Origin of the sequence: Vibrio sp. D417a (assembly GCF_030248595.1) — a bacterium.
In the GTDB taxonomy this organism is placed as follows: Bacteria; Pseudomonadota; Gammaproteobacteria; order Enterobacterales; family Vibrionaceae; genus Vibrio; species Vibrio alginolyticus.
Genome location: NZ_JAHGAM010000001.1, coordinates 350,220 through 369,679, shown reverse-complemented (window position 1 = coordinate 369,679; position 19,460 = coordinate 350,220). Strand labels below are relative to the sequence as shown.

At 43.7% G+C, this 19,460-nt stretch carries 15 protein-coding genes; 5 read left to right on the top strand and 10 right to left on the bottom strand.

The window, feature by feature from the left end; genetic code table 11:
* Positions 1–132 precede the first annotated feature (132 nt).
* The 3 genes from KI742_RS01740 to aroG form a co-directional block, all read right to left on the bottom strand.
* On the bottom strand, positions 133–1,695 hold the full coding sequence (locus KI742_RS01740; RefSeq protein ID WP_017819900.1) for a methyl-accepting chemotaxis protein: 1,563 nt from the start codon (positions 1,693–1,695) through the stop codon (positions 133–135).
* A 209-nt stretch (positions 1,696–1,904) separates the two neighbouring features.
* On the bottom strand, positions 1,905–3,077 hold the full coding sequence (locus KI742_RS01735; protein ID WP_285384934.1) for an MFS transporter: 1,173 nt from the start codon (positions 3,075–3,077) through the stop codon (positions 1,905–1,907).
* A 153-nt stretch (positions 3,078–3,230) separates the two neighbouring features.
* The gene (gene aroG, locus KI742_RS01730; RefSeq protein WP_017635200.1) at positions 3,231–4,283 is read right to left on the bottom strand and encodes a 3-deoxy-7-phosphoheptulonate synthase AroG; all 1,053 of its coding nucleotides are present in this window, start codon (positions 4,281–4,283) and stop codon (positions 3,231–3,233) included.
* A 459-nt stretch (positions 4,284–4,742) separates the two neighbouring features.
* Here aroG and KI742_RS01725 point away from each other — a divergent pair, with 459 nt between their 5' ends.
* Positions 4,743–5,735 carry an OmpA family protein gene (locus KI742_RS01725; RefSeq protein ID WP_005373499.1) on the top strand — a complete coding sequence of 331 codons (993 nt, stop codon included), beginning with the start codon at positions 4,743–4,745 and terminating at the stop codon, positions 5,733–5,735.
* Between the two features lie 88 nt (positions 5,736–5,823).
* On the opposite strand, the gene KI742_RS01720 is transcribed toward KI742_RS01725, so the two are convergent.
* Positions 5,824–6,426, bottom strand: coding sequence for a beta-phosphoglucomutase family hydrolase (locus tag KI742_RS01720; protein WP_017819896.1), 603 nt, complete (start codon positions 6,424–6,426; stop codon positions 5,824–5,826).
* Positions 6,427–6,502: 76 nt separating this feature from the next.
* On the opposite strand from KI742_RS01720, the gene arfB reads away from it, so the two are divergent.
* Both arfB and KI742_RS01710 read left to right on the top strand, forming a co-directional pair.
* Positions 6,503–6,916, top strand: a complete 414-nt coding sequence (arfB, locus tag KI742_RS01715) for an alternative ribosome rescue aminoacyl-tRNA hydrolase ArfB (protein ID WP_005389036.1) — start codon at positions 6,503–6,505, stop codon at positions 6,914–6,916.
* Between the two features lie 100 nt (positions 6,917–7,016).
* Entirely contained in the window at positions 7,017–8,786 is a 1,770-nt protein-coding gene (locus KI742_RS01710) for a methyl-accepting chemotaxis protein (RefSeq protein WP_025767924.1), read from the top strand.
* 89 nt (positions 8,787–8,875) lie between these two features.
* Here the strand turns inward: KI742_RS01710 and vmeZ are convergent, their stop codons facing one another.
* Both vmeZ and vmeY read right to left on the bottom strand, forming a co-directional pair.
* Positions 8,876–12,028 carry a multidrug efflux RND transporter permease subunit VmeZ gene (gene vmeZ / locus KI742_RS01705; RefSeq protein WP_017635194.1) on the bottom strand — a complete coding sequence of 1,051 codons (3,153 nt, stop codon included), beginning with the start codon at positions 12,026–12,028 and terminating at the stop codon, positions 8,876–8,878.
* An 8-nt stretch (positions 12,029–12,036) separates the two neighbouring features.
* Positions 12,037–13,164, bottom strand: coding sequence for a multidrug efflux RND transporter periplasmic adaptor subunit VmeY (gene vmeY, locus KI742_RS01700; RefSeq protein WP_256913440.1), 1,128 nt, complete (start codon positions 13,162–13,164; stop codon positions 12,037–12,039).
* Between the two features lie 419 nt (positions 13,165–13,583).
* Between vmeY and KI742_RS01695 the strand changes: the two genes are divergently transcribed.
* Positions 13,584–14,048 (top strand): dCMP deaminase family protein, encoded by a 465-nt coding sequence (locus KI742_RS01695; protein WP_005373515.1) that lies wholly within the window; start codon positions 13,584–13,586, stop codon positions 14,046–14,048.
* Positions 14,049–14,130: 82 nt separating this feature from the next.
* On the opposite strand, the gene pepT is transcribed toward KI742_RS01695, so the two are convergent.
* Together pepT and KI742_RS01685 are read right to left on the bottom strand one after the other, a co-directional pair.
* Entirely contained in the window at positions 14,131–15,360 is a 1,230-nt protein-coding gene (pepT, locus tag KI742_RS01690; RefSeq protein ID WP_031781280.1) for a peptidase T, read from the bottom strand.
* A 170-nt stretch (positions 15,361–15,530) separates the two neighbouring features.
* On the bottom strand, positions 15,531–16,394 hold the full coding sequence (locus KI742_RS01685; protein WP_239932372.1) for a DUF6279 family lipoprotein: 864 nt from the start codon (positions 16,392–16,394) through the stop codon (positions 15,531–15,533).
* Between the two features lie 261 nt (positions 16,395–16,655).
* Here KI742_RS01685 and KI742_RS01680 point away from each other — a divergent pair, with 261 nt between their 5' ends.
* Positions 16,656–16,829: a hypothetical protein gene (locus KI742_RS01680; RefSeq protein ID WP_005373524.1), complete on the top strand. Its 174-nt coding sequence runs from the start codon at positions 16,656–16,658 to the stop codon at positions 16,827–16,829.
* Between the two features lie 90 nt (positions 16,830–16,919).
* Here the strand turns inward: KI742_RS01680 and KI742_RS01675 are convergent, their stop codons facing one another.
* Positions 16,920–17,534, bottom strand: a complete 615-nt coding sequence (locus KI742_RS01675) for a response regulator (protein WP_031777156.1) — start codon at positions 17,532–17,534, stop codon at positions 16,920–16,922.
* A 4-nt stretch (positions 17,535–17,538) separates the two neighbouring features.
* The gene (gene narQ, locus KI742_RS01670) at positions 17,539–19,275 is read right to left on the bottom strand and encodes a nitrate/nitrite two-component system sensor histidine kinase NarQ (RefSeq protein WP_053349410.1); all 1,737 of its coding nucleotides are present in this window, start codon (positions 19,273–19,275) and stop codon (positions 17,539–17,541) included.
* Positions 19,276–19,460: the final 185 nt, after the last annotated feature.

Sequence of the window (19,460 nt, the reverse complement as noted above, 5' to 3'; positions counted from 1 at the left end):
AAAGATAGTCAGTTTTCTCTATTGCGAATGTGAAAACTGAAAAGCCCCACCAGCAATGGCGGGGCTTTCTTTTATCTGGCTCCTATTCGTATAAACGCAGCCAGGACATAAACATCACAACTTTCGTTACGACTATTTGTCTTCAAATCGAAGTGCGAGCTGATAGAAATCTTGTACTTGGTCTTTCAACTGTCGGCTGTTTTGTTCAACTGAATGTGTTGCTGCCAAGTTTTGTTCTGCGGTCGAAGCGATAGAATGAATGTGCTGGTTTACATCACTAGATAGCTTTAACTGGTTATTCGCCGCTTCTGCTACATCAACCATCAGCCCACTCATGGTTTGCATCATCTGTTCAACTTCAGACAAACGCAACGCACTTTGTTCTGCTACTTGAGAACAGGCATCGGTTTGCTCTTTGTTTGCCAGAATATCTTTCTGCCAACTTTGAATCGTTGCCAACATAGTGGAGATAGAGGCTTGGATTTGTTCAGTTGCATTGGATGTTCGCCCAGAAAGCGCGCGGACCTCATCAGCTACAACAGCAAAACCACGACCTTGCTCCCCTGCTCTTGCCGCTTCAATCGCCGCGTTGAGTGCCAGTAAATTGGTTTGCTCTGCGATCCCACCAATCTCTTCCATCAAATGGTTCACCTTCTGTGCCTGATCACTCAGTTGATACGTCGTTTCCGTCGCTTTTTCAGCTTGAAGGCTTAACTTCGCTAGATTGGTGTGCGTTTGATCGATGGTCTCCTTCGCCATCAAGCATGACTTCAATGTATCATCAATCAACATATGGGCATCATTGGTACTCGAAGAAACCGAATTTGCCGACGACTCCACCTCTTGGGTAGCATCTCGCACACGATGAATATCGGTATTTTGCTGATTTAATGCAGCCGAGACTTCTGCCGTTGTTTGACTAAGCTCTTCGGCGCAATGCTGCAAAGGCAATGCGGAGTCAGTCATTCTTCCTAACACGGTTCGAATTCTTGCGGATAGCATTTTGATATGGAAATCGGCAATCGAAAATGCCGTGTTACCGGAATAGATCAAGCGACTTACGCTGTCATATTGCTTTTGTAACTTTTTAAGTTGCTGAGGTGTATCAATTAACTCTTGGCGGAATAACAGAGCCAGAACACTTGCAGGTAACGCACTTGCAAGCCAAGCCAACGGCCCTTCAACAGACAACGCATATGCGGTTGCAGGTGCGGTTAGTGCACCAAGTAGAATCGCATAGCGAATGGTTTCATTGATTTTCAACGACCAAGTTCGGCCAGACTTCTCTGCAGCACGCATGCTTTTGTAGGCTTTTGTCGCAATATCAACCCACTCTCGCTTTGGTTTCACGCGCACTGATTGATACCCAACAACATGGTTGTCTTCGTAGATAGGGGTGACATAAGCATCAACCCAATAGTAACCGCCAGACTTAGTGGCATTCTTAACCATTCCACGCCAGGCTTTACCTTGTTTAAGGCGTGCCCACATGTCACCGAAAGCGGCTTTAGGCATATCATTATGACGAACTATATTGTGGTTCTGACCGACAAGTTCTTCGTGAGTGTATTCAGCAACGCGGCAAAAGGCTTCATTACAATATGTAATAACACCTTGTAAGTTCGTTGTTGAGACGAGTTCCTCAGACTCCCTCACGAGAGTTTCTTGAGCTTTATGAGAAATATTGGCTGACATAGACGAAACTTCTTTAGTTTTTATTGATTTTCGGCAAGATATATACAGGATTTTTATTTTTATTACAAAAAGTTAGATAAAAAGTCTTATCAAATCGACATTTTTATTGTGGGAATTCACATTATCGATAAAAACATAAAGAAGAGATTGTTGATTTGAGCTAATAAACAAACCCGGCACGATCGGCCGGGTTATGTATTAAGACTTAATTAAGCGGTTTGTGATTCTGGCTTTTTATTCGTTTTTAACGCAAACATCGCGATAACGAGTAACACAAATGGAAGAACATACAAATTAAGATTCTGCCAACCTACGGTAGACTCAAGCCAACCAGATAGTAATGCGGTGATGGTGACACAACTGAACACGAAGAATTCATTAAACGCTTGAGCCTTGCTTCTGTTTTTCGCTTCATAGCTTTGACTAAACAGCCCAGTTGCTGCGATAAACATAAAGTTCCACCCTATTCCTAACAGGATTAAAGCAAGACTAAAATGCCAGATAGACACTCCATGCATATTAATTCCAATACAAGCAACAAATAGCAATCCACCCGCCAAAATCATATTCTTAGCGCCAAACCGCTCTATCAGACGGCCCGTGACAAACGCAGGAGCAAACATACCCAACACGTGCCATTCGATCACTCCCGCCGCTTTATCAAAATCAAAGCCACAACCAATCATCGCTAAAGGAGTTGCTGTCATTAAAATGTTCATCACCGCGTACGCAACCATTGCCGCGATAACTGCTAGCATGAAATTAGGTCGACGAATAATCAGTCTCAGCTTATCCGCCTTAGCGTGTAGCGCCTGCGTGTGTGCAGGTGGAAAACGAATGGTTTGTAGCACAACCAACGCAGTTATATAAAGCACGACAAGCACAGCAAATGCACTAATGTATAAGCCATCACCTGACCACTGCTGTGAGTACACCGCCAAATTAGGTCCAAGGATCGCCGCTAACACCCCACCCGCCATAGATATCGAAATCGCCCTATGCCTTGCCGACTCTTCACACACTTCAATGGCAGCAAACCTGTATAGAGTACCGAAACCTATACCAACACCAAGCAAAAACGTAGACATGCAGAACAGATAGAAGTTTTGTTGACTTAATGCATACGTCGCTAGACTAGCACCCAAAATGCCAATGACATTACCAAGGCTAAAACCAAGGCGACGCCCTAACTTGCCCATAATTAGCGACGCAGGAATTGTCGCGACCATCAGTCCCAAAAACTGCAGTGCAACTGGTAATGTGATAAAACTTGATGACGGCGCAAGTGTTTTGCCAATAAGGGCAATAACAGATATGAGTAAAATATTCCCTGTCATTAATAAGGCTTGGCAGAGGGATAGAAGCCATACATTACGATTCAATTCCAAATTCCTTTTGGTTACAACGTATACAGATAACATATAGGAAAGCAGAAACAATAGAAAGATATGAGAGTAATTCTCAACAAAAAGAGCCAGAGGCATAGTACCTCTGGCTCTTCACTATTCGCTTTTAAAAAAGTTTTTCTGTTGAGCTTACTTGTTGCGGCGCGCTTTTACTGCATCAGAAAGCTGACGAAGTACCGTTTCCGTATCTTCCCAACCAATACATGCATCAGTAATCGACTGACCATAAGTGGCTGCTTTACCATCCACTAAGTCTTGGCGACCTTCAACTAAATGAGACTCGATCATCACTCCAAAAATGGCTTCTTCGCCAGCAGAGATTTGCTCGGATACATCATCAGACACCAGCATTTGACGCTTGAACTGCTTCGAGCTGTTAGCATGGCTAAAATCAATCATCACTTTTTTCGGCAGACCTGCAGTGTCCAGCTCATCTTTAATTTGAGCTACATGTGCTGCACTGTAGTTTGGTTCTTTACCGCCACGTAGAATAATATGGCAGTCTGGATTACCAGCGGTTTCTACGATCGCGGAATGACCGTATTTTGTTACTGAAAGGAAGTGATGGGAAGCGCTTGCAGAACGAATCGCGTCGCTCGCTATTTTAATATTCCCGTCTGTACCGTTTTTGAAACCTACAGGACAAGAAAGACCAGAAGCTAGCTCGCGGTGAACCTGAGATTCTGTCGTACGAGCACCGATAGCGCCCCAACTGATCAAATCCGCCACGTACTGAGGTGTGATCATATCTAAGAATTCACTTGCCGTTGGCAAGCCCATATCGGTTAGATCAAGAAGAAGTTTACGTCCGATACGTAGACCATCATTTAGCTTATAGGTGTCATTTAAGTAAGGGTCATTGATAAGGCCTTTCCAACCAACGGTTGTACGCGGCTTTTCAAAATAAACTCGCATAACAACCTCAAGCTGCTCGCCCAGTTCATCACGTAGTACTTTTAGCTTTTTACCGTACTCAACCGCGGCAGCCGGATCGTGAATAGAACACGGGCCAACGATCACGAGTAATCGATCGTCTTTTCCTTCAAGAATATTGTGAATGGCGTTACGGCAATCAAAAGTGGTCGAAGAAGCGGTTTCAGTCGCTGGGAACTTCTCTAATACTGCAACAGGTGGCAATAACTCTTTTACTCTATTTATTCTTACATCATCAGTTTGAAACATTACTTCTACTTCCTGGTTTTATTTCCGACCCCATTCTTACCAACTGAACTCATTGCAACATTGTTCACAAAGCGAGCAGCATCAAGGGCTGTGGTCATTTTCTGTCTAGCGTTTAAGTAACTTATCGGCTTAGGCGTAGACTTGCAATCAGTTTTTGCAAATAAATGCAAATAAAAACCACCTGTTAACCACCGCGCACAATGTAAAGTAAAGTTTACGAAAAAAAGTTCAAAATAATCATCAATTTTCTTATGCACCAAAAAATCTTTACTACAATGTAAGAAATATCAGAAGTTTGTGAGGTATTTTTGGGTAGTAAATGTTGATCAAGTTCAAATATATTGTTGCTTGATATGAAATGATTAGAATATTAAACTAATTTCTTATAAACGCTGGTTTTTTCTAATTTTTTGATAAAACGAAGTAGAAGTTAATATGCAATCAATACAAGGAAACATTATGAACAAAGTAGCAATTGCAGTAGCAGCAGTGGTAGCTGGTAGTAGCGCGCTTTTAAACTCTGCTCAAGCTGAAATGTACATCGGGGGCAAAGTGGGCATGACTACACTTGACGACGCTTGCTATCTAAATAGCCCTTGTGATGATGAAGCGTTCGGTGCAGGACTACATATCGGTTATGACTTTACCGATATCATCGGGCTAGAGTACGGCGTAGACTTCTTAGGCGACTATGAAGGAAACTCTAGGTCAGGGGCTAATACGATTAATACGATTGACGGCAATCTAACGGCTTTAACACTTGCACCTAAATTCAACTGGCACTTAAACGACTCTTGGAATCTGTTTGCTAAGATCGGTGGTGCTTACATGATGTCTGATGACGAAACAGACTTTGTCCCAACAGGTTCTTTGGGTGCTGAATACTCGATCGATAGAAACTGGAGTGTTCGCGCTGAATACCAACGTTACCAAGACATGTCTGACGACGTGTGGGACGACATGGATGCTAACTTCTTTGGTATCGGTGTTAACTACAAATTCGCAGCAGCTCCAGTTGTTGCAGCAGTTGTAACGGAAGAAGTGATCGAGCCAGATCCAGAACCAGTGATGATGAGCAAGGTGCACAAAGAAGAGTACGGTACAGGTACGTTTGAATTCGATAGTGCTAAGTTAACAGAGTCCGTTTCTGAACGTCTGGACAACTTTGTTTCATTCTTGAACGAATATCCTCAAGCTCAAGTAGAGATTACTGGTTACACGGATAGCTCAGGCCCTGCGGCATACAACCAAAAACTGTCTGAGCGTCGTGCTCAATCTGTTGCTGATTACCTAACCGCAGCTGGCATTGGTTCAGATCGTTTGACAGTTAAAGGTATGGGTGAAGAAAACCCAGTTGCTGACAACAGCACTCGCGAAGGTCGTGAGAAAAACCGTCGCGTAGAAGTTGTGGTACCTTCATTTGAATATCAAGAGCTAGTTCAACCAGAATAAGCATCTATGATTCATGATCGATGATGTGGTAAAAATTAATGGGGTGCATTTGCACCCCATTTTGATCTCATATTAAGGGATATTGCCACTATGGTTTTGGGAAAAAGATCAACTCATTATCTTGCACCATAACGCAATCCATACCAGCTGCATGCGCCGCTCGCTTCCCCAACTCAGTATCCTCGAACACAAGACACTGTGACGCCTCCAAGTCGAGTTGTTCCGCGGCCACCAAAAAGGTATCTGGAAAGGGTTTATGGTTCTCTACATCACTCGCGGTTACTACAACATCCAACTTGTCTAATAAACCTGCATGACTTAATAAGCGCATGGCACTTTCTCGTTGGCTGCCAGTCCCGACTGCAATTTTCTTATGGCCTAAATATTCCTCTAACACGATGTTCGTGCAAGGAATAACGTCACCATGAAGCTCCATAGCAGCGAATGTTTCCATTTTAAATGTCGCGACAGTTTTAGGATCTAACGAAAGCTCATGCACACGATTTAGTTCCTCAACAATTTTAAAGCTCGGCATCCCTCCCAAACTGTGAAACCATTCCTGGCAAAACGGAAAATCAAAACGCTCAGCAGTTGCTTGCCAAGCTGCCAAGTGGGCTGGCATGGTATCGATTAGAGTACCATCCATATCAAATATGAATCCCTCATAGGGTCTAAAATCAATCGTGCTCATGTCTTTTCTTCTATTTGTGCATCTGTAATGTTAATTTATCAGCTCTTTCAATCGTCCTTACCGGCATTTACTTATCATGCTCAAAATTTCGAACTCCGTCACAATTCAAGAGTGGGAAATTCAATTATCCCCAATTAGAGCTCAAGGAAATGGTGGCCAGAACGTTAACAAGGTAGCGTCCGCTATACACCTGCGCTTTGATATCCGGAATTCCAGCTTACCTGACTTTTACAAAGAGCGATTACTTGCACTTTCTGATAGTCGTATAAGTAAAGATGGCGTGATCATCATCAAAGCGCAACAATTTCGGACACAAGAACAAAATAAGGAAGACGCCCTAAATCGGCTTCAAGCATTGATAAAAGCTGCCGCTTTACAGGAGAAGAAGCGTATTAAAACGAAACCAACCCGCGCTTCTCAACGCCGACGACTTGATACAAAAAACAAGCACGGAGCGAAAAAACAGCAACGTAAAAAAGTGCTGTATTAGTGCATGTCGTGTTCTCGACATGTTAGTTGAACAACGTTTGCTAGCCCTTGGAAATCTCATTGGATTTCTCTTTTTAGTTACTTATTCAGGAAACAACAATATGACTATTAGGCAAAAACTCTACTTCCTCGGAGTTATCGCCATTTTAGGCATCGTGGCCCTTTTGGGTACGTCATCCCATTTTGAAAATAAGAGCAATGACCTTAATCACGCCATCAAACTCGTTGGTGATCTAGAAATACGCTTACTCAACTTACGCAGAAATGAAAAAGATTTCCTACTACGTAGTAATGACAAATATCTAAATAAGTTTGACGCCAATGTTGACAAGTTTATAGACACAGAAAAAGAGCTTGCGAACATACTCAAGAGTAATGAATTACCTTCCAGTCAACAATTTAAGCAAGACTTGCTCGCATACCAAAGGGGCTTTCAGAATCTGGTCAGCGCTTACCAACGATACGGGCTTGATTCAAAGAGTGGGCTTCTCGCTGGTTACGAACAAGCACTATTAGAAGCAAAACAACGTTCAGACCACCAGCAGTTATTGGCATTAGTCCGTTTTGACTCTGCGGTAAAAGCAGGACTATTCAATAGTGACTTGCTTGAGGGGCAATATGCTCCTGAGCTTATCAAAACAGGTAAGCAATTGGCGGCCCAAAAGCAAGTTGTTGGGGTTGCTTATGACAAAGGCCTACTCGGTGAAACTCGCGCATTATCTCATGCCGTAGAAGAGCAATTTGAAACCTTTTCCACAGCCCTTAGCTCTGCTGCCGCACAACGTGATGAACAAATGTCGACCATCAAGCAGGTCATTACAGCTCTGATCTTAGTCGTTATTTTCGCATTGATTTGGCAAATTTCACGTTCAATCAATACGCGAGTGAATAGCTTACTTGGCACCATTCGAAGTATCAGCGAAACGAACAACATGGGACTTCGATCTGATTTGAAAGGTCAAGACGAGCTATTTGATATCAGTCATCACCTCAATGACCTTTTGGATAAGCTTGAGCATCTAATTAGTAGTACCCAAGAAAAATCGGCGCAACTCACTGCAAGTACCGATAATATGCATCGTGAGTTAGAAGGCGTTATGGAGCAATTCCACACTCAAACTGACCACACTGCATCAATGGCGACGGCAGTTCAGCAAATGGTTGCCACAATAGGTGAAATCTCTGAAAGCACATCAGTTGCGGTAGAAGGCGTACATCAGGCAGCGAATAATGCCGAACAAGGTCGAGGAGTTGTTGAGGCGACGGTAACCAACATCGGTCAACTAACCACGATTTTATCAAACAGCCAGCAGTCGATTGGCTCGCTGAATCAGCATGTAGATAAAATTGGTGGTGCCGTGAACATCATCCAAGAAATAGCAGAGCAAACCAACCTACTAGCTCTCAACGCAGCAATTGAAGCCGCGCGAGCAGGCGAACAAGGCCGCGGGTTTGCAGTTGTTGCCGATGAAGTACGCGCCCTAGCTAGCCGAACTCATCAATCCACAGAGGAAATCACGCGGGTCGTTGCAGATATTCAAACTCAAATGTCGACAGTTGTTGCTGATATTGATCAATGTAACGATCAAGGGCAACAAACACTTAATGCTTCTGAAAAACTGGATTCTAGCCTGCAGCAGATCATCACTGACATGCATTCAATTCAAGGTAATTCGGAGCGCATAGCTTCAGCAATTGAAGAACAAGGTATCGTTATGAACCAAGTTAGCGGTTCAATCACCGAGCTAAACGCAATATCTGAGAATAACATGCAATCCGCTCAGGAATGCTTGCATGAAGTGAACTCTGTCTCTGCTCAAGCTCATGATATGGATGAAGCCGTTGCACAATTCAAAACTGCGCTAAAATAACCCTTTTCAAAATAGAAAGCCCGAGGCAATCATTGCTTCGGGCTTTTTTTCAATTGTCACTTCGTGCTTACTGCGCACTTCGGATGTGATTATTCATCATCAAGAGGAACCAGCTTGGTGTTGCCGCCATGAACTTTCTCACGCTGTCTTTGCACCAGAGCGTAGAAGCCTGGGATCAAGAATGTACCTGCTAGAAGCACACACAATAGACCACCAATCAGCGACACGCCTAGTGAGTTTTGACTCACGTGCCCCGCGCCAGCGGCAAAGATAAGCGGGAAGATACCCAGGATAAATGACCAAGATGTCATATTCACAGCGCGGAAACGTAACGTGCCTCCTTTAACCGCTGCACTATCGATATCAGCATCTTTTTCTTCACGCTCTTGCTTGGCGAACTCCACAATCAAAATGGCGTTTTTCGCCGCCAAGGCTATGAGCAAGACAAGACCAATTTGGGCATACAAGTTAAGCGGCGTGCCAGTTAGATTCAACGCAAGGAAGGAACCTAACGTTGCTACTGGGACCACCAAAATAATAGCCAGTGGAATACTCCAACTCTCATACTGAGCCACCATAAACAAGTAAATGAATATCAAAGCCAGCGCAAACGCATAAATGGCTTGGTTGCCCGCAAGCACTTCCTGATAAGCCATACCTGTCCATTCATACGTATACCCTTGTGGAAGAACTTCAGCAGCAACGCGTTCCATTGCGGCAATCGCATCACCACTAGAGTAACCCGGTGCTGGTTGGCCTTGAATGATAGCACTGCGGTACATGTTGTAACGCCACGCCACATCAGGCTCAAACACTTGCTCGTAGCTCACTAGCGTACTTAACGGAACCATATCACCGTTCGAAGAACGAACATGGAAACGCTCTAGATCTTCCATGCTGCTACGGTGCTGGCTATCAGCTTGCATGGTTACGCGGAAGTTCTTACCAAACATGGTGAAGTCATTCACATAAAGCGAACCTAAGTTGCCTTGCAAGGTTTGGAAAATAGACGACAGCGAAATACCTAATTGCTGCGCTTTCTCACGATCGATATCAACGTAGTAGTGCGGAACATTCGCGCGGAACGTGCTAAACGTGTAGGCAATTTCAGGCGCTTGGTTAGCCGCTTGGATCATTTCTCCCATGACCATCGACAAATCGGTACGACTTCGCCCTAGCGTGTCTTCAAGCACAAACTCAAAACCAGACGCAGCGCCCATACCAGGAACCGCCGGTGGTCCCATCGCAAAAACAACCGCTTGAGGTAGCTCTGTCGCCGCTCGACCGTTAATACGTGCCGCGATAGCATTAGCAGAGTGCTCTCCTTGCAGCGAGTTACGAGTATCCCAGTCATGCAATTTGATAAATACAGAAGCACCGTTTGATGCTGCTGCGCCTGTCATAAACGAGTAACCGTTCGCAACCGTCACACCATCCACACCAGGTTCTTCACCGATCATTTTCATTAAATCATTGGTGACTTCTTCAGTACGTGATAAAGAGGCTGAATCTGGTAGCTGTACGTTAACCAGCAAAATGCCTTTATCTTCTTGAGGAACAAACGCTGTAGAGGTGGTTTTCGCAAAGAAAGTGACCGCTGCGATAGCAACTATAAAGAACGTCACGAGCAGTAAAGACTTCTTCACCAAGAAACCAGCGATCTGGCCATAACGCGTAGTGATGCGCTCTAAGCCTCGGTTGAAAGCCTGGAACCAGTTAGCGGTATTGCCCCCACCCTGCTTCAATACCAGAGAACAAAGTGCTGGAGACAGCGTCAATGCATTGATGGATGAAATAACAACCGAAATACAGATGGTCAAAGCGAACTGGCGATACATGATACCGGTGATACCTGGCAGCATGGCGACGGGTATGAATACCGCAAGTAGAACCAAGGTCGACGTGATGATTGGTCCCGTTACTTCTTTCATCGCTAGCAACGTCGCTTTACGCGGTGAAATGGTTGGGTCTTTCGCCATGGTAGTATCGACGTTTTCGATAACCAGAATCGCATCGTCCACCACGATACCAATCGCAAGGATCAAGCCAAACAAAGTAACCGTATTAATGGTGAAGCCCGTTGCCTGCATGATGGCAAACGTACCAATCAGAGAAACGGGGATCGCGACAACAGGAATCAACGTTGCACGCGCACTACCCAAGAACAAGTAAGTTACAGCAATCACCAATAGAATCGCTTCAATCAGTGTTTTTACTACCCCTTTGATCGATTCAGATACGAACACGGTTGTATCGTAGCTGGTCTCGTATTCCATCCCCTCTGGGAAGTTTTTGCTCAAGCCTTCAAGGAGCTCCATGACGGCCTGACCACTTTCTAACGCATTCGCATCCGATTGAAGAGACAACGCAACGATTGACGCGTCCTGGCCACGGAACTTACCGTTACCATCGTAGAACTTTTTGCCTAGTTCAACGCGAGCAACATCTTTCAGATAAACCGTAGATCCATTGGGATTAGCTCGAAGGACTACGTTCTCAAACTCACTCACGCTTTCCAAGCGACCTTTGGTCACAAGGTTAAACTGAACTTCTTGCGGATTGTTGTATGGTGCTGCACCTACACGCCCTGCCGCAACTTGAACGTTCTGTTCAGCCAAAGCGGCGTATACGTCTGACGTGGTTAGCTTAAGGTTGGCCATTTTTTCAGGATCTAACCAAACACGCATTGCATATTCGCCACCACCAATCACGTTAACTTCACTGATACCTTTCGCACGAGCCAACTGATCTTTTACATTCAAGTTAATGTAGTTAATCAAGAACTGATCATCGTATTTGCCATCAGGTGAATAGAAGTTAAGTACCATCAGCAAGTCAGGTGAACGCTTTTTCACCGTCACACCAACCATGCGAACTTCTTGAGGCAATTTTGACTCAATCTGTGACACGCGGTTTTGCACGTTAACTTGCGCCATATCTGGGTCGGTGCCGACATCGAACGTGACGTTTAGGCTGTAAGAGCCATCGTTCGCGCTCTTTGAAGACATGTATATCATATCCTCAACGCCGTTGACTGAGGTCTCTATGGGGTCCGCAATGGCCTGCTCGACAACTTCCGCACTCGCGCCGGTGTAGTAAGCCGAAACGCTTACTGATGGCGGGCTTATCTGTGGATACTCAGCCACTGGCAAAATCGCCAGTGAGATCGCGCCGGCTAGCGTTAATATGATCGAAATAACCAGCGCGAATTTAGGTCTCTGAATAAAGAAACGACTTAACATAGTGCCCCCTACTGCTTATCTTCAGCAGGTGTTTGAATGCGCACTTCTACACCATTACGCACACGCTGTAGGCCCTGTGTAATAACCGTATCTTCCTGATCTAGGCCTTCTCGAATGATAATGCCTTGTTCAACCTGAGGTCCAAGCTCGACGTTACGACGCTCTGCCACACTTCCCTCAGCCATCACCATCACAAAGTCACCTTCTAAGTCAGTCTGTACGGCACGTCGTGGGATAACAATAACGTCCTTCGTGTTCTTGTCTCTCAAGTTCACTTTGATGTGCTGACCCGGAAGTAACTTCTGCTCTGGGTTTGGCACTAACGCACGCATTGCAATCGTACCCGTTTTGGTGTCAATACGATTACCTAAGAAATCGAGCTTACCGAGATGCTCAAAAAACTGTCCATTTTCCAGTTCAAGCTGAACTTCAACACGGTTTGATTCAGCCGAGCCATCGCCTTTTACTTGATCCATACCCATGGCTAAACGCTCACGCTCACTCACACTAAATGAGGTATGAACTGGATCTAAACTCACCAGAGTTGTCAGCACGCCAGATGACGGAGAAACCAGATCACCCGTACTCACTTTGGTATCACTAATACGTCCGCTAAAAGGTGCTCGGATTTGAGTATAGGAAAGGTTAACTTCAGCAAGTTTAAGTTGAGCATTTGCCGCTTCTAGCTCTGCTCTCGCACCAAGAAGTGCCGCAGTTAAAGCATCAAACTCAGATTGAGAGATACTACCGCGAGGCAACAAGTTTTTACCTCGAGTATGATCTAATTCGGCTTTTTTTAGCGCCGCTTTAGCTTGTGCAAGTGCGGCTTTAGCACTCGCGACTTGGGCTTCAAAAGAAGATGGCTCGATAGAGTAAAGGAGCTGCCCTTTTTCTACCATTTGCCCCTCTTCAAAGTGACGAGCTTTTAAGTAGCCAGAAATCTGCGCGGTAATATTGGTATCTTCTACTGCTTCAATGCGACCGATATAAGACTTGCTCGGTTGGTAGTCGATAACCGTGACATCCTGAGTCACTACGAGAGGCGCTTGACCTTTCGTTTGGGCATTATTAGCTTCCCCGCATCCAGCGAGGATTGCTGTAGCCGCCATTAGTGCGACAAGTGGTTTCTTTTGCATGTATTTACCGTCTTTATAGAACAGGATATTGTTGAATTCCTATCAACCTTACTCCTTGCTGCCACTGAAAACTTCACTGAAAAGCGCCCAAGGTGTTTCTAAATGTAAACATGAGAAACAAAAGGAAAATAAAGTAATTTAGTTAACAGTGGTATTCAATGAGCAATATACATACAACTCAATCATAACTATTTAATATACGCCTTAGGAGATCGCGAATTTTAGCGTGTGCTTGGAAACATTAACGGGAGTATTGTATTCGGGCGTAAAGTGAGATTCAGTGCTCAAGATAAGAACGTTTTGTGGCTAAAAAGGTAAAAAGTGACGCCTTCATACTCAAGACCCCGATTTTGACTATTTTTTTAATATAAATGGGTTATCATTCAATTAATTCAACGCCTTCGACAGAGAGGATGACTATGATTTCTAAATGGGCGAAACGCTTTTACCAGATGGCAGAACTAGTGGCGTCTTGGAGTAAGGACCCATCAACACAAGTCGGTGCCGTTATTACTAAACAGAATCGCATTGTATCTGTTGGATTTAATGGCTATCCGCATGGTGTTTCTGACAGTGTCGACACCGATGAGCGCGAGTTGAAATACCTTAAAACACTGCACGCGGAAGAGAACGCAATTTTGTTCTCAAAACGTGACTTAGACGGATGTGATATTTGGGTAACGCATTTTCCTTGCCCTAACTGCGCGGCAAAGATCATTCAAACAGGGATCTCACACGTACACTGCCCTGAGCAGTCTGAAGACTTTTTATCTCGCTGGGGAGATAAAATCCAAGTCAGTCAAGATATGTTCGATCAAGCGGGTGTGAAAGTCGACTGGTTACCACTAGAAGACATTGAAATTGAAGACAAAGACGTGCGCTAGTATTCCATCTTAATATTTAAATAGCCCAGGAAGATCTGGGCTATTTTGTTATTAAATCTGCAAGAGGTCTCGACGTAGTCTTTTAACTGTGTTTTTTCGCTGTGAGCTCAGCAATTTTGACAATAACGAGTACTGATTTTTCCATCATTTCAACAGAAATAAACTCATGAATTCCGTGGAAGTTAAAACCACCGGTGAAGATATTCGGGCACGGCAAACCCATAAAAGATAAACGAGCACCATCTGTACCACCACGAATAGGTTTTATAATCGGTTCCACATCACACGCTTCCATCGCTTGCTTTGCCAGCTCAATGATATGAGGGTAAGGCTCAACCATTTCTCTCATATTGTAATAGCTGTCTTTTATTTTTAGCTCTACAGAACCATGGCGTAAACCCGTGTTCATTTCATCGACGAGTTTCTGCATAAAGGCTTTTCGATCCTCAAGTCTTTGACGGTCAAAGTCTCTAATAATGTAACCTAGCTCGCTTCGTGCAACGCCCATTTCTGCCGATTTTAGATGGAAGAACCCTTCGTAACCTTCGGTTGTTTCCGGAGTTTGATCTTGGGGCATTTGAACTTGAAATTTCGCAGCCAAGTTCATCGCATTGACCATTTTGCCTTTTGCAGTACCTGGATGAACGCTAACACCATGAAAAATTACATCAGCGTTTGCTGCATTAAAGTTTTCGTATTCCAATTCACCTTGCGGGCCACCATCTATAGTGTATGCCCATTTCGCGCCAAATTTTTTAACATCAAACAAATCTGCACCACGACCGATTTCTTCATCCGGTGTAAAGCCGATACAAATGTCGCCGTGTGGAATGTCTGGGTTTTCCAGTAGCAGAGCTACCGCGGAAAGAATCTCTGCGATACCGGCTTTGTTATCCGCACCAAGTAATGTAGTGCCATCGGTAGTAATAAGATTGTGGCCATGTAGGTGATGTAAATCTGGGTATTGCACGGGAGATAACACTTCATCCCCCAACCCTAATGCAATATCGCCACCCTGGTAATCTTCGATGAATTGCGGCTTTACGTTTTTGCCAGATGCATCCGGCGCGGTATCCATATGGGCAATGAAGCCGATAGGAGGAACCTCATAATCAACATTGGCTGGCAGTTTAGCCATCAAGTAGCCATTTTTATCCAAAGTCACGTCACTTAAACCAAGCTCGATCATCTCTTTTTTAAGTAACTCAGCAAACACAAGCTGACCAGGTGAACTTGGGCAAAGCGTCACATGTGGATTGGATTGGGTATCAAACGTGACGTATCGAAGAAATCTTTCAACTAAATGTTTCATATTTATTCTCATTGTTTTGTACGATGAGGCCTTATCACGCATTGATAAGCTGACGTTGCCTCATCAAACCTCACGCTATGTTACGCTCTTAGCTCAATAAGAATTTGCTTTGAATCATTTTTTGATAAGAAAGGCTTTTGCGCTTTGCTTTCGCTCATTGAAGCATGAATTTAATCTAAAAGTTCCTCAGCCAGTACTCGCCACTCTTTAACCTTTTCACGAAAATGACGCCATTGCTTATCGGTCATCGAACGAGAAACATCTAATGTCAGTTGATCAACCAATGCAAAGTTAGAGTCTATATTCTGAGAAAGCTGCTCACTATAATAACTCTCTGGCTCGAACAAGAGTCGCATAAATATATCTTGATAAGTCACAACATTAGATTTGTTGTCGAACAAGTATTCGAGCTCTTGATATACCGTGGCTCGATAATCTCTCCATAAAGGGCTGTTTAAAATAACTTGCTGAGAAAATGTTTGAGCTAATTGACGCTGATTTCCTGATAGATTCCCCAGCCATTCTTCCATCCACTCTTCAGTGTTATCCAGAATAATTTCACGCACTTCGTCTTCTGTCTTATCGGCATATTTTGCGTTTCGCTCTTGATAATGTTCTTGTACATTACTCAAAAACTCGCGTTCTTGCTCTTTCGTTAATTGCAAACTTAACGCAAAAAGATCTGGTGCTGCTTTGCTGACCACTCTATCGTAATGCGCTCGCATTCTATCTCGATTTTGTTGTAAGTAATTTAAGGTGATATCGCTCGCTTTTAATCTCTCAAGGTCTTTTAAATGTTCGATATATATTGGTAACTCCTCTTTCTTGTGCCAGTCTGCCAACAATAATAAGCGCTCTTCCACCAGGACTTCTTGTTCCCCTTGCAACGAGACATAGTCCTCTAAGTAATCGAGCACGAACCAATCGATATTGCTGTATAAAAACTTTTTCGCACAACCGGCAAGCAGAAATACGAAGCAAAATAGAAGGCCATAACGAAGCGCCTTATTAGATACATCCTTTAATTTAGTCACTTATTCGTATTCCCTTTTCTGTTGATTAAGTTCTATACTCAACCTGTATCACTTAGTATTGCGGCAAACTTACACCAGTGTGACAAATATTGATTGCCACCTTAATAATATATAGAGTTTGAAATTAACTTTTTGATCACAGCTATCCGCAAAAAAGTGAGTTAGAGCGCAATTATCGGCTAAAAAACGTACCGAACGACGCTCCCTATAACGGCATATAATTTGCATGGATGTTTTTTGGATGGTTTATGGAGGCGAAGTATGGCAGCCGCTGAGCAACTTGATACCAGTGTAGAATATGAGATTCGATATTTTGAACAGGGGAAAATGCACTGCATGAGAGTCATTGCTGAAAGCAAAAAAGTGGCTTATCAGTACTATTTGGAGTGTGGTAAGCACAACAGTGACTTGTACTCTATTCGCCCAGACAAGTAAAAAAACCGCCTAAAAGGCGGTTTTTTTACTTGTCAGAATCCATATAACTGTTTGATTTTATTTATTATTACAGATTAAAATCCAACAATGTTATTTGATGTCGCCAAAGCGCTCAAGATAAAGGACGGTTGCTGCAGTACGAGAAGGAACTTGAAGCTTTTTAAGTAAACTCTTCATATGTACCTTAACCGTAGACTCAGAGATAAAAAGACGATCGGCAATTTGCTTGTTGCGGAAACCTCTTGCCACCTCTCTTAAGATCTGCGATTCACGATCGGTCAGTGTATCAAACACGTCCTCTTGCTCTGAACGTTCACTCAAATACTTAGAAACTTCTTGGCTGTATGCCTTGTCCCCTTGATGCGCTTGTTTTAGCAACTCAACCAACTCATCAGGCTCAGTGTCTTTCAATAAATAGCCATCGGCACCACTTCGAACTATTGCTTCTATATCTGCTGGGCTATCCGAAACGGTTAGAATGACAATTCTGGCTTCACAGCCATCTGCACGCAGTGCTTGCAAAGTATCAAGGCCAGACATGCCTTTCATATTAAGATCAAGAAGTACAAGATCCAGTTCCAGCTCATGCGCTTTCGCTACTGCATCCGCGCCATTACTTGCTTCTGCAATGACCTCAAACTCAGGCTCAAAGCTTAAAAGCTGGTGGATACCTCTTCGCATGAGTGGATGATCATCCACCAGCATTACTTTACACACTGTCACTGTTTACTTCCTTACTATGTTGGAATTCTAATTTTACGGTACAACCTTTGTTTATCGATGCTTCGATGTGCAGATCGGCATGCAGTCTAGCGGCCCGCTCTTGCATGATACTCATACCGTAATGATTTAATTTTTCGTCTTGATGTTCAAAGCCTATTCCATCGTCGCTAACGGTTACTGTGACTTTTCCATCATTATCGAGACATTGAATGTGAATATTATCTGCTTGCGCATGTTTGATAGCATTAATTGCCGCTTCTCTTATCAACTGTAGTAAATGAACCTGCTGATGTGCATCCAGTTCAGTTGATGAAAGTCTATTTTTTAGCGTAATGTCCGCAGTAGTTTGTTCACTGAGCGTTTCAACCATGTCTTGCAATGCTTGGCCAAAACTGCCCTCTTTAATCGTAAGACGAAACGTCGTCAGTAACTCGCGTAACTGCGTATAAGCCGCAGATAAGCCCGTATCTAGCTCAGCAATAACTTGATTAGCCTGCGCGATCGCCTTTTCGTCAGGCAAGTTCTTTACGCTTCTCTTTAACAAAGCGACCTGAATTTTTAAGTAAGAGAGTGCTTGAGCCAATGAATCATGCAACTCCCGAGCAATAGTGGCTCGCTCTTCCATCAGCAGAATTTGTTCTGCTTGGCGCTGCGCCCGATTGTAATACACGGCGCGTGATAAAATCTGCACGAAGTTGTCAATAAGAGCCTCGTTCGGACAAGGTAACCCTGCTTTCCAATATAAATAACCCAAGTGCTCACCATCTAGCATCAGGGCTTTACCGTGGCAATCTTCATCACAATCTTGGCAGCATTCTTCTCCTTCCATCAATATCCAGCTCGGTTCTCCCAGCTGCTCGATTTCAAGTTTGACCGCTTTAATGCCCTCAAGACTGACGATATGCTGCAAAATCGCCTGGAAATTGTCTTGATTAATACGCGACGCCGTGAGTTCTTTTGACGAGTCATACAGCACTTCTAAAGACTGGTTGGCATGCTGCAATTTACGTGTTTTCTCATCAACCGCTTGCTCTAATCCTCGGTACAACTTACCAAGGTCTGTCGCCATCCGGTTAAAGGTTCGAGTCAGTATTCCCATTTCATTATCGCTGGATACATTGAGCGATATATTGAATGAGCGATTTTTAATTTGCTCGCTAGCAAAAACTAAGGCACGCAGAGGCCGAACAACTTCGAGGCGCACAAAATGAACGACAAACATACTGACACAAAGAATGCCACCCAACCCTAACCCGCCGATCCAGGCTAAGTTAATCAGTTTTTGCTCCGAAAAGCTTTGTAGCTTAAATACAAACTCATCGATTTGTTCAACAAAACCGGCCACTAGGAGTTGATATTCTGCCGGGTTGTCTCCTCTAAGCACCGCCTTGAGTTCATGCCATCTGATAATAAGACGGTAGTAATCGTGAGTGATGTCTTCTGGCACAGACCAATGCTGAAGCGCTTTCATTGAAGGTGAATATATCGAATGTTCAAATGCGTCAATATGTGAAGAATAGTCAACAGATTTAACCTGAATATCATTCGCCAGACGGTAGCTTTGCATTCGCATCGAGCCAGCAACATTGACGGCTTCAGCATCGTTCAAACTGGACGCTAACGTAAAAATCGCAAAACCAGTCGTAGCGACTGAGAGCAGCAAAATAAGAAGCATCGCGGACGCAATTGTGCGCGTCACCGACTTTTTCACATTTTTAAACAATCTGAGTTCCTCGCCCATTAACAATCCTATTTTTACGTGCAATGAACCCATTACCTTTCAACTTTATCAATATGTGATCACCTGCGACGGAATTTATTGATCCAAAACAATATTGCATACCATTTACCCCCTAAGAGGTATTTATACAAATATGTCAAAAACTACAATTTCGTTAGTTTAAATGA

Bases quoted from the DNA above. Each gene is read 5' to 3' on its own strand.
- KI742_RS01680 (WP_005373524.1), top strand. From the start codon at position 16,656: ATGGCAGCCGCTGAGCAACTTGATACCAGTGTAGAATATGAGATTCGA.
- arfB (WP_005389036.1), top strand. From the start codon at position 6,503: ATGCTCAAAATTTCGAACTCCGTCACAATTCAAGAGTGGGAAATTCAA.
- KI742_RS01710 (WP_025767924.1), top strand. From the start codon at position 7,017: ATGACTATTAGGCAAAAACTCTACTTCCTCGGAGTTATCGCCATTTTA.
- KI742_RS01720 (WP_017819896.1), bottom strand. From the start codon at position 6,426: ATGAGCACGATTGATTTTAGACCCTATGAGGGATTCATATTTGATATG.
- aroG (WP_017635200.1), bottom strand. From the start codon at position 4,283: ATGTTTCAAACTGATGATGTAAGAATAAATAGAGTAAAAGAGTTATTG.
- pepT (WP_031781280.1), bottom strand. From the start codon at position 15,360: ATGAAACATTTAGTTGAAAGATTTCTTCGATACGTCACGTTTGATACC.
- KI742_RS01740 (WP_017819900.1), bottom strand. From the start codon at position 1,695: ATGTCAGCCAATATTTCTCATAAAGCTCAAGAAACTCTCGTGAGGGAG.
- KI742_RS01695 (WP_005373515.1), top strand. From the start codon at position 13,584: ATGATTTCTAAATGGGCGAAACGCTTTTACCAGATGGCAGAACTAGTG.
- vmeZ (WP_017635194.1), bottom strand. From the start codon at position 12,028: ATGTTAAGTCGTTTCTTTATTCAGAGACCTAAATTCGCGCTGGTTATT.
- KI742_RS01725 (WP_005373499.1), top strand. From the start codon at position 4,743: ATGAACAAAGTAGCAATTGCAGTAGCAGCAGTGGTAGCTGGTAGTAGC.
- vmeY (WP_256913440.1), bottom strand. From the start codon at position 13,164: ATGCAAAAGAAACCACTTGTCGCACTAATGGCGGCTACAGCAATCCTC.
- KI742_RS01675 (WP_031777156.1), bottom strand. From the start codon at position 17,534: ATGCTGGTGGATGATCATCCACTCATGCGAAGAGGTATCCACCAGCTT.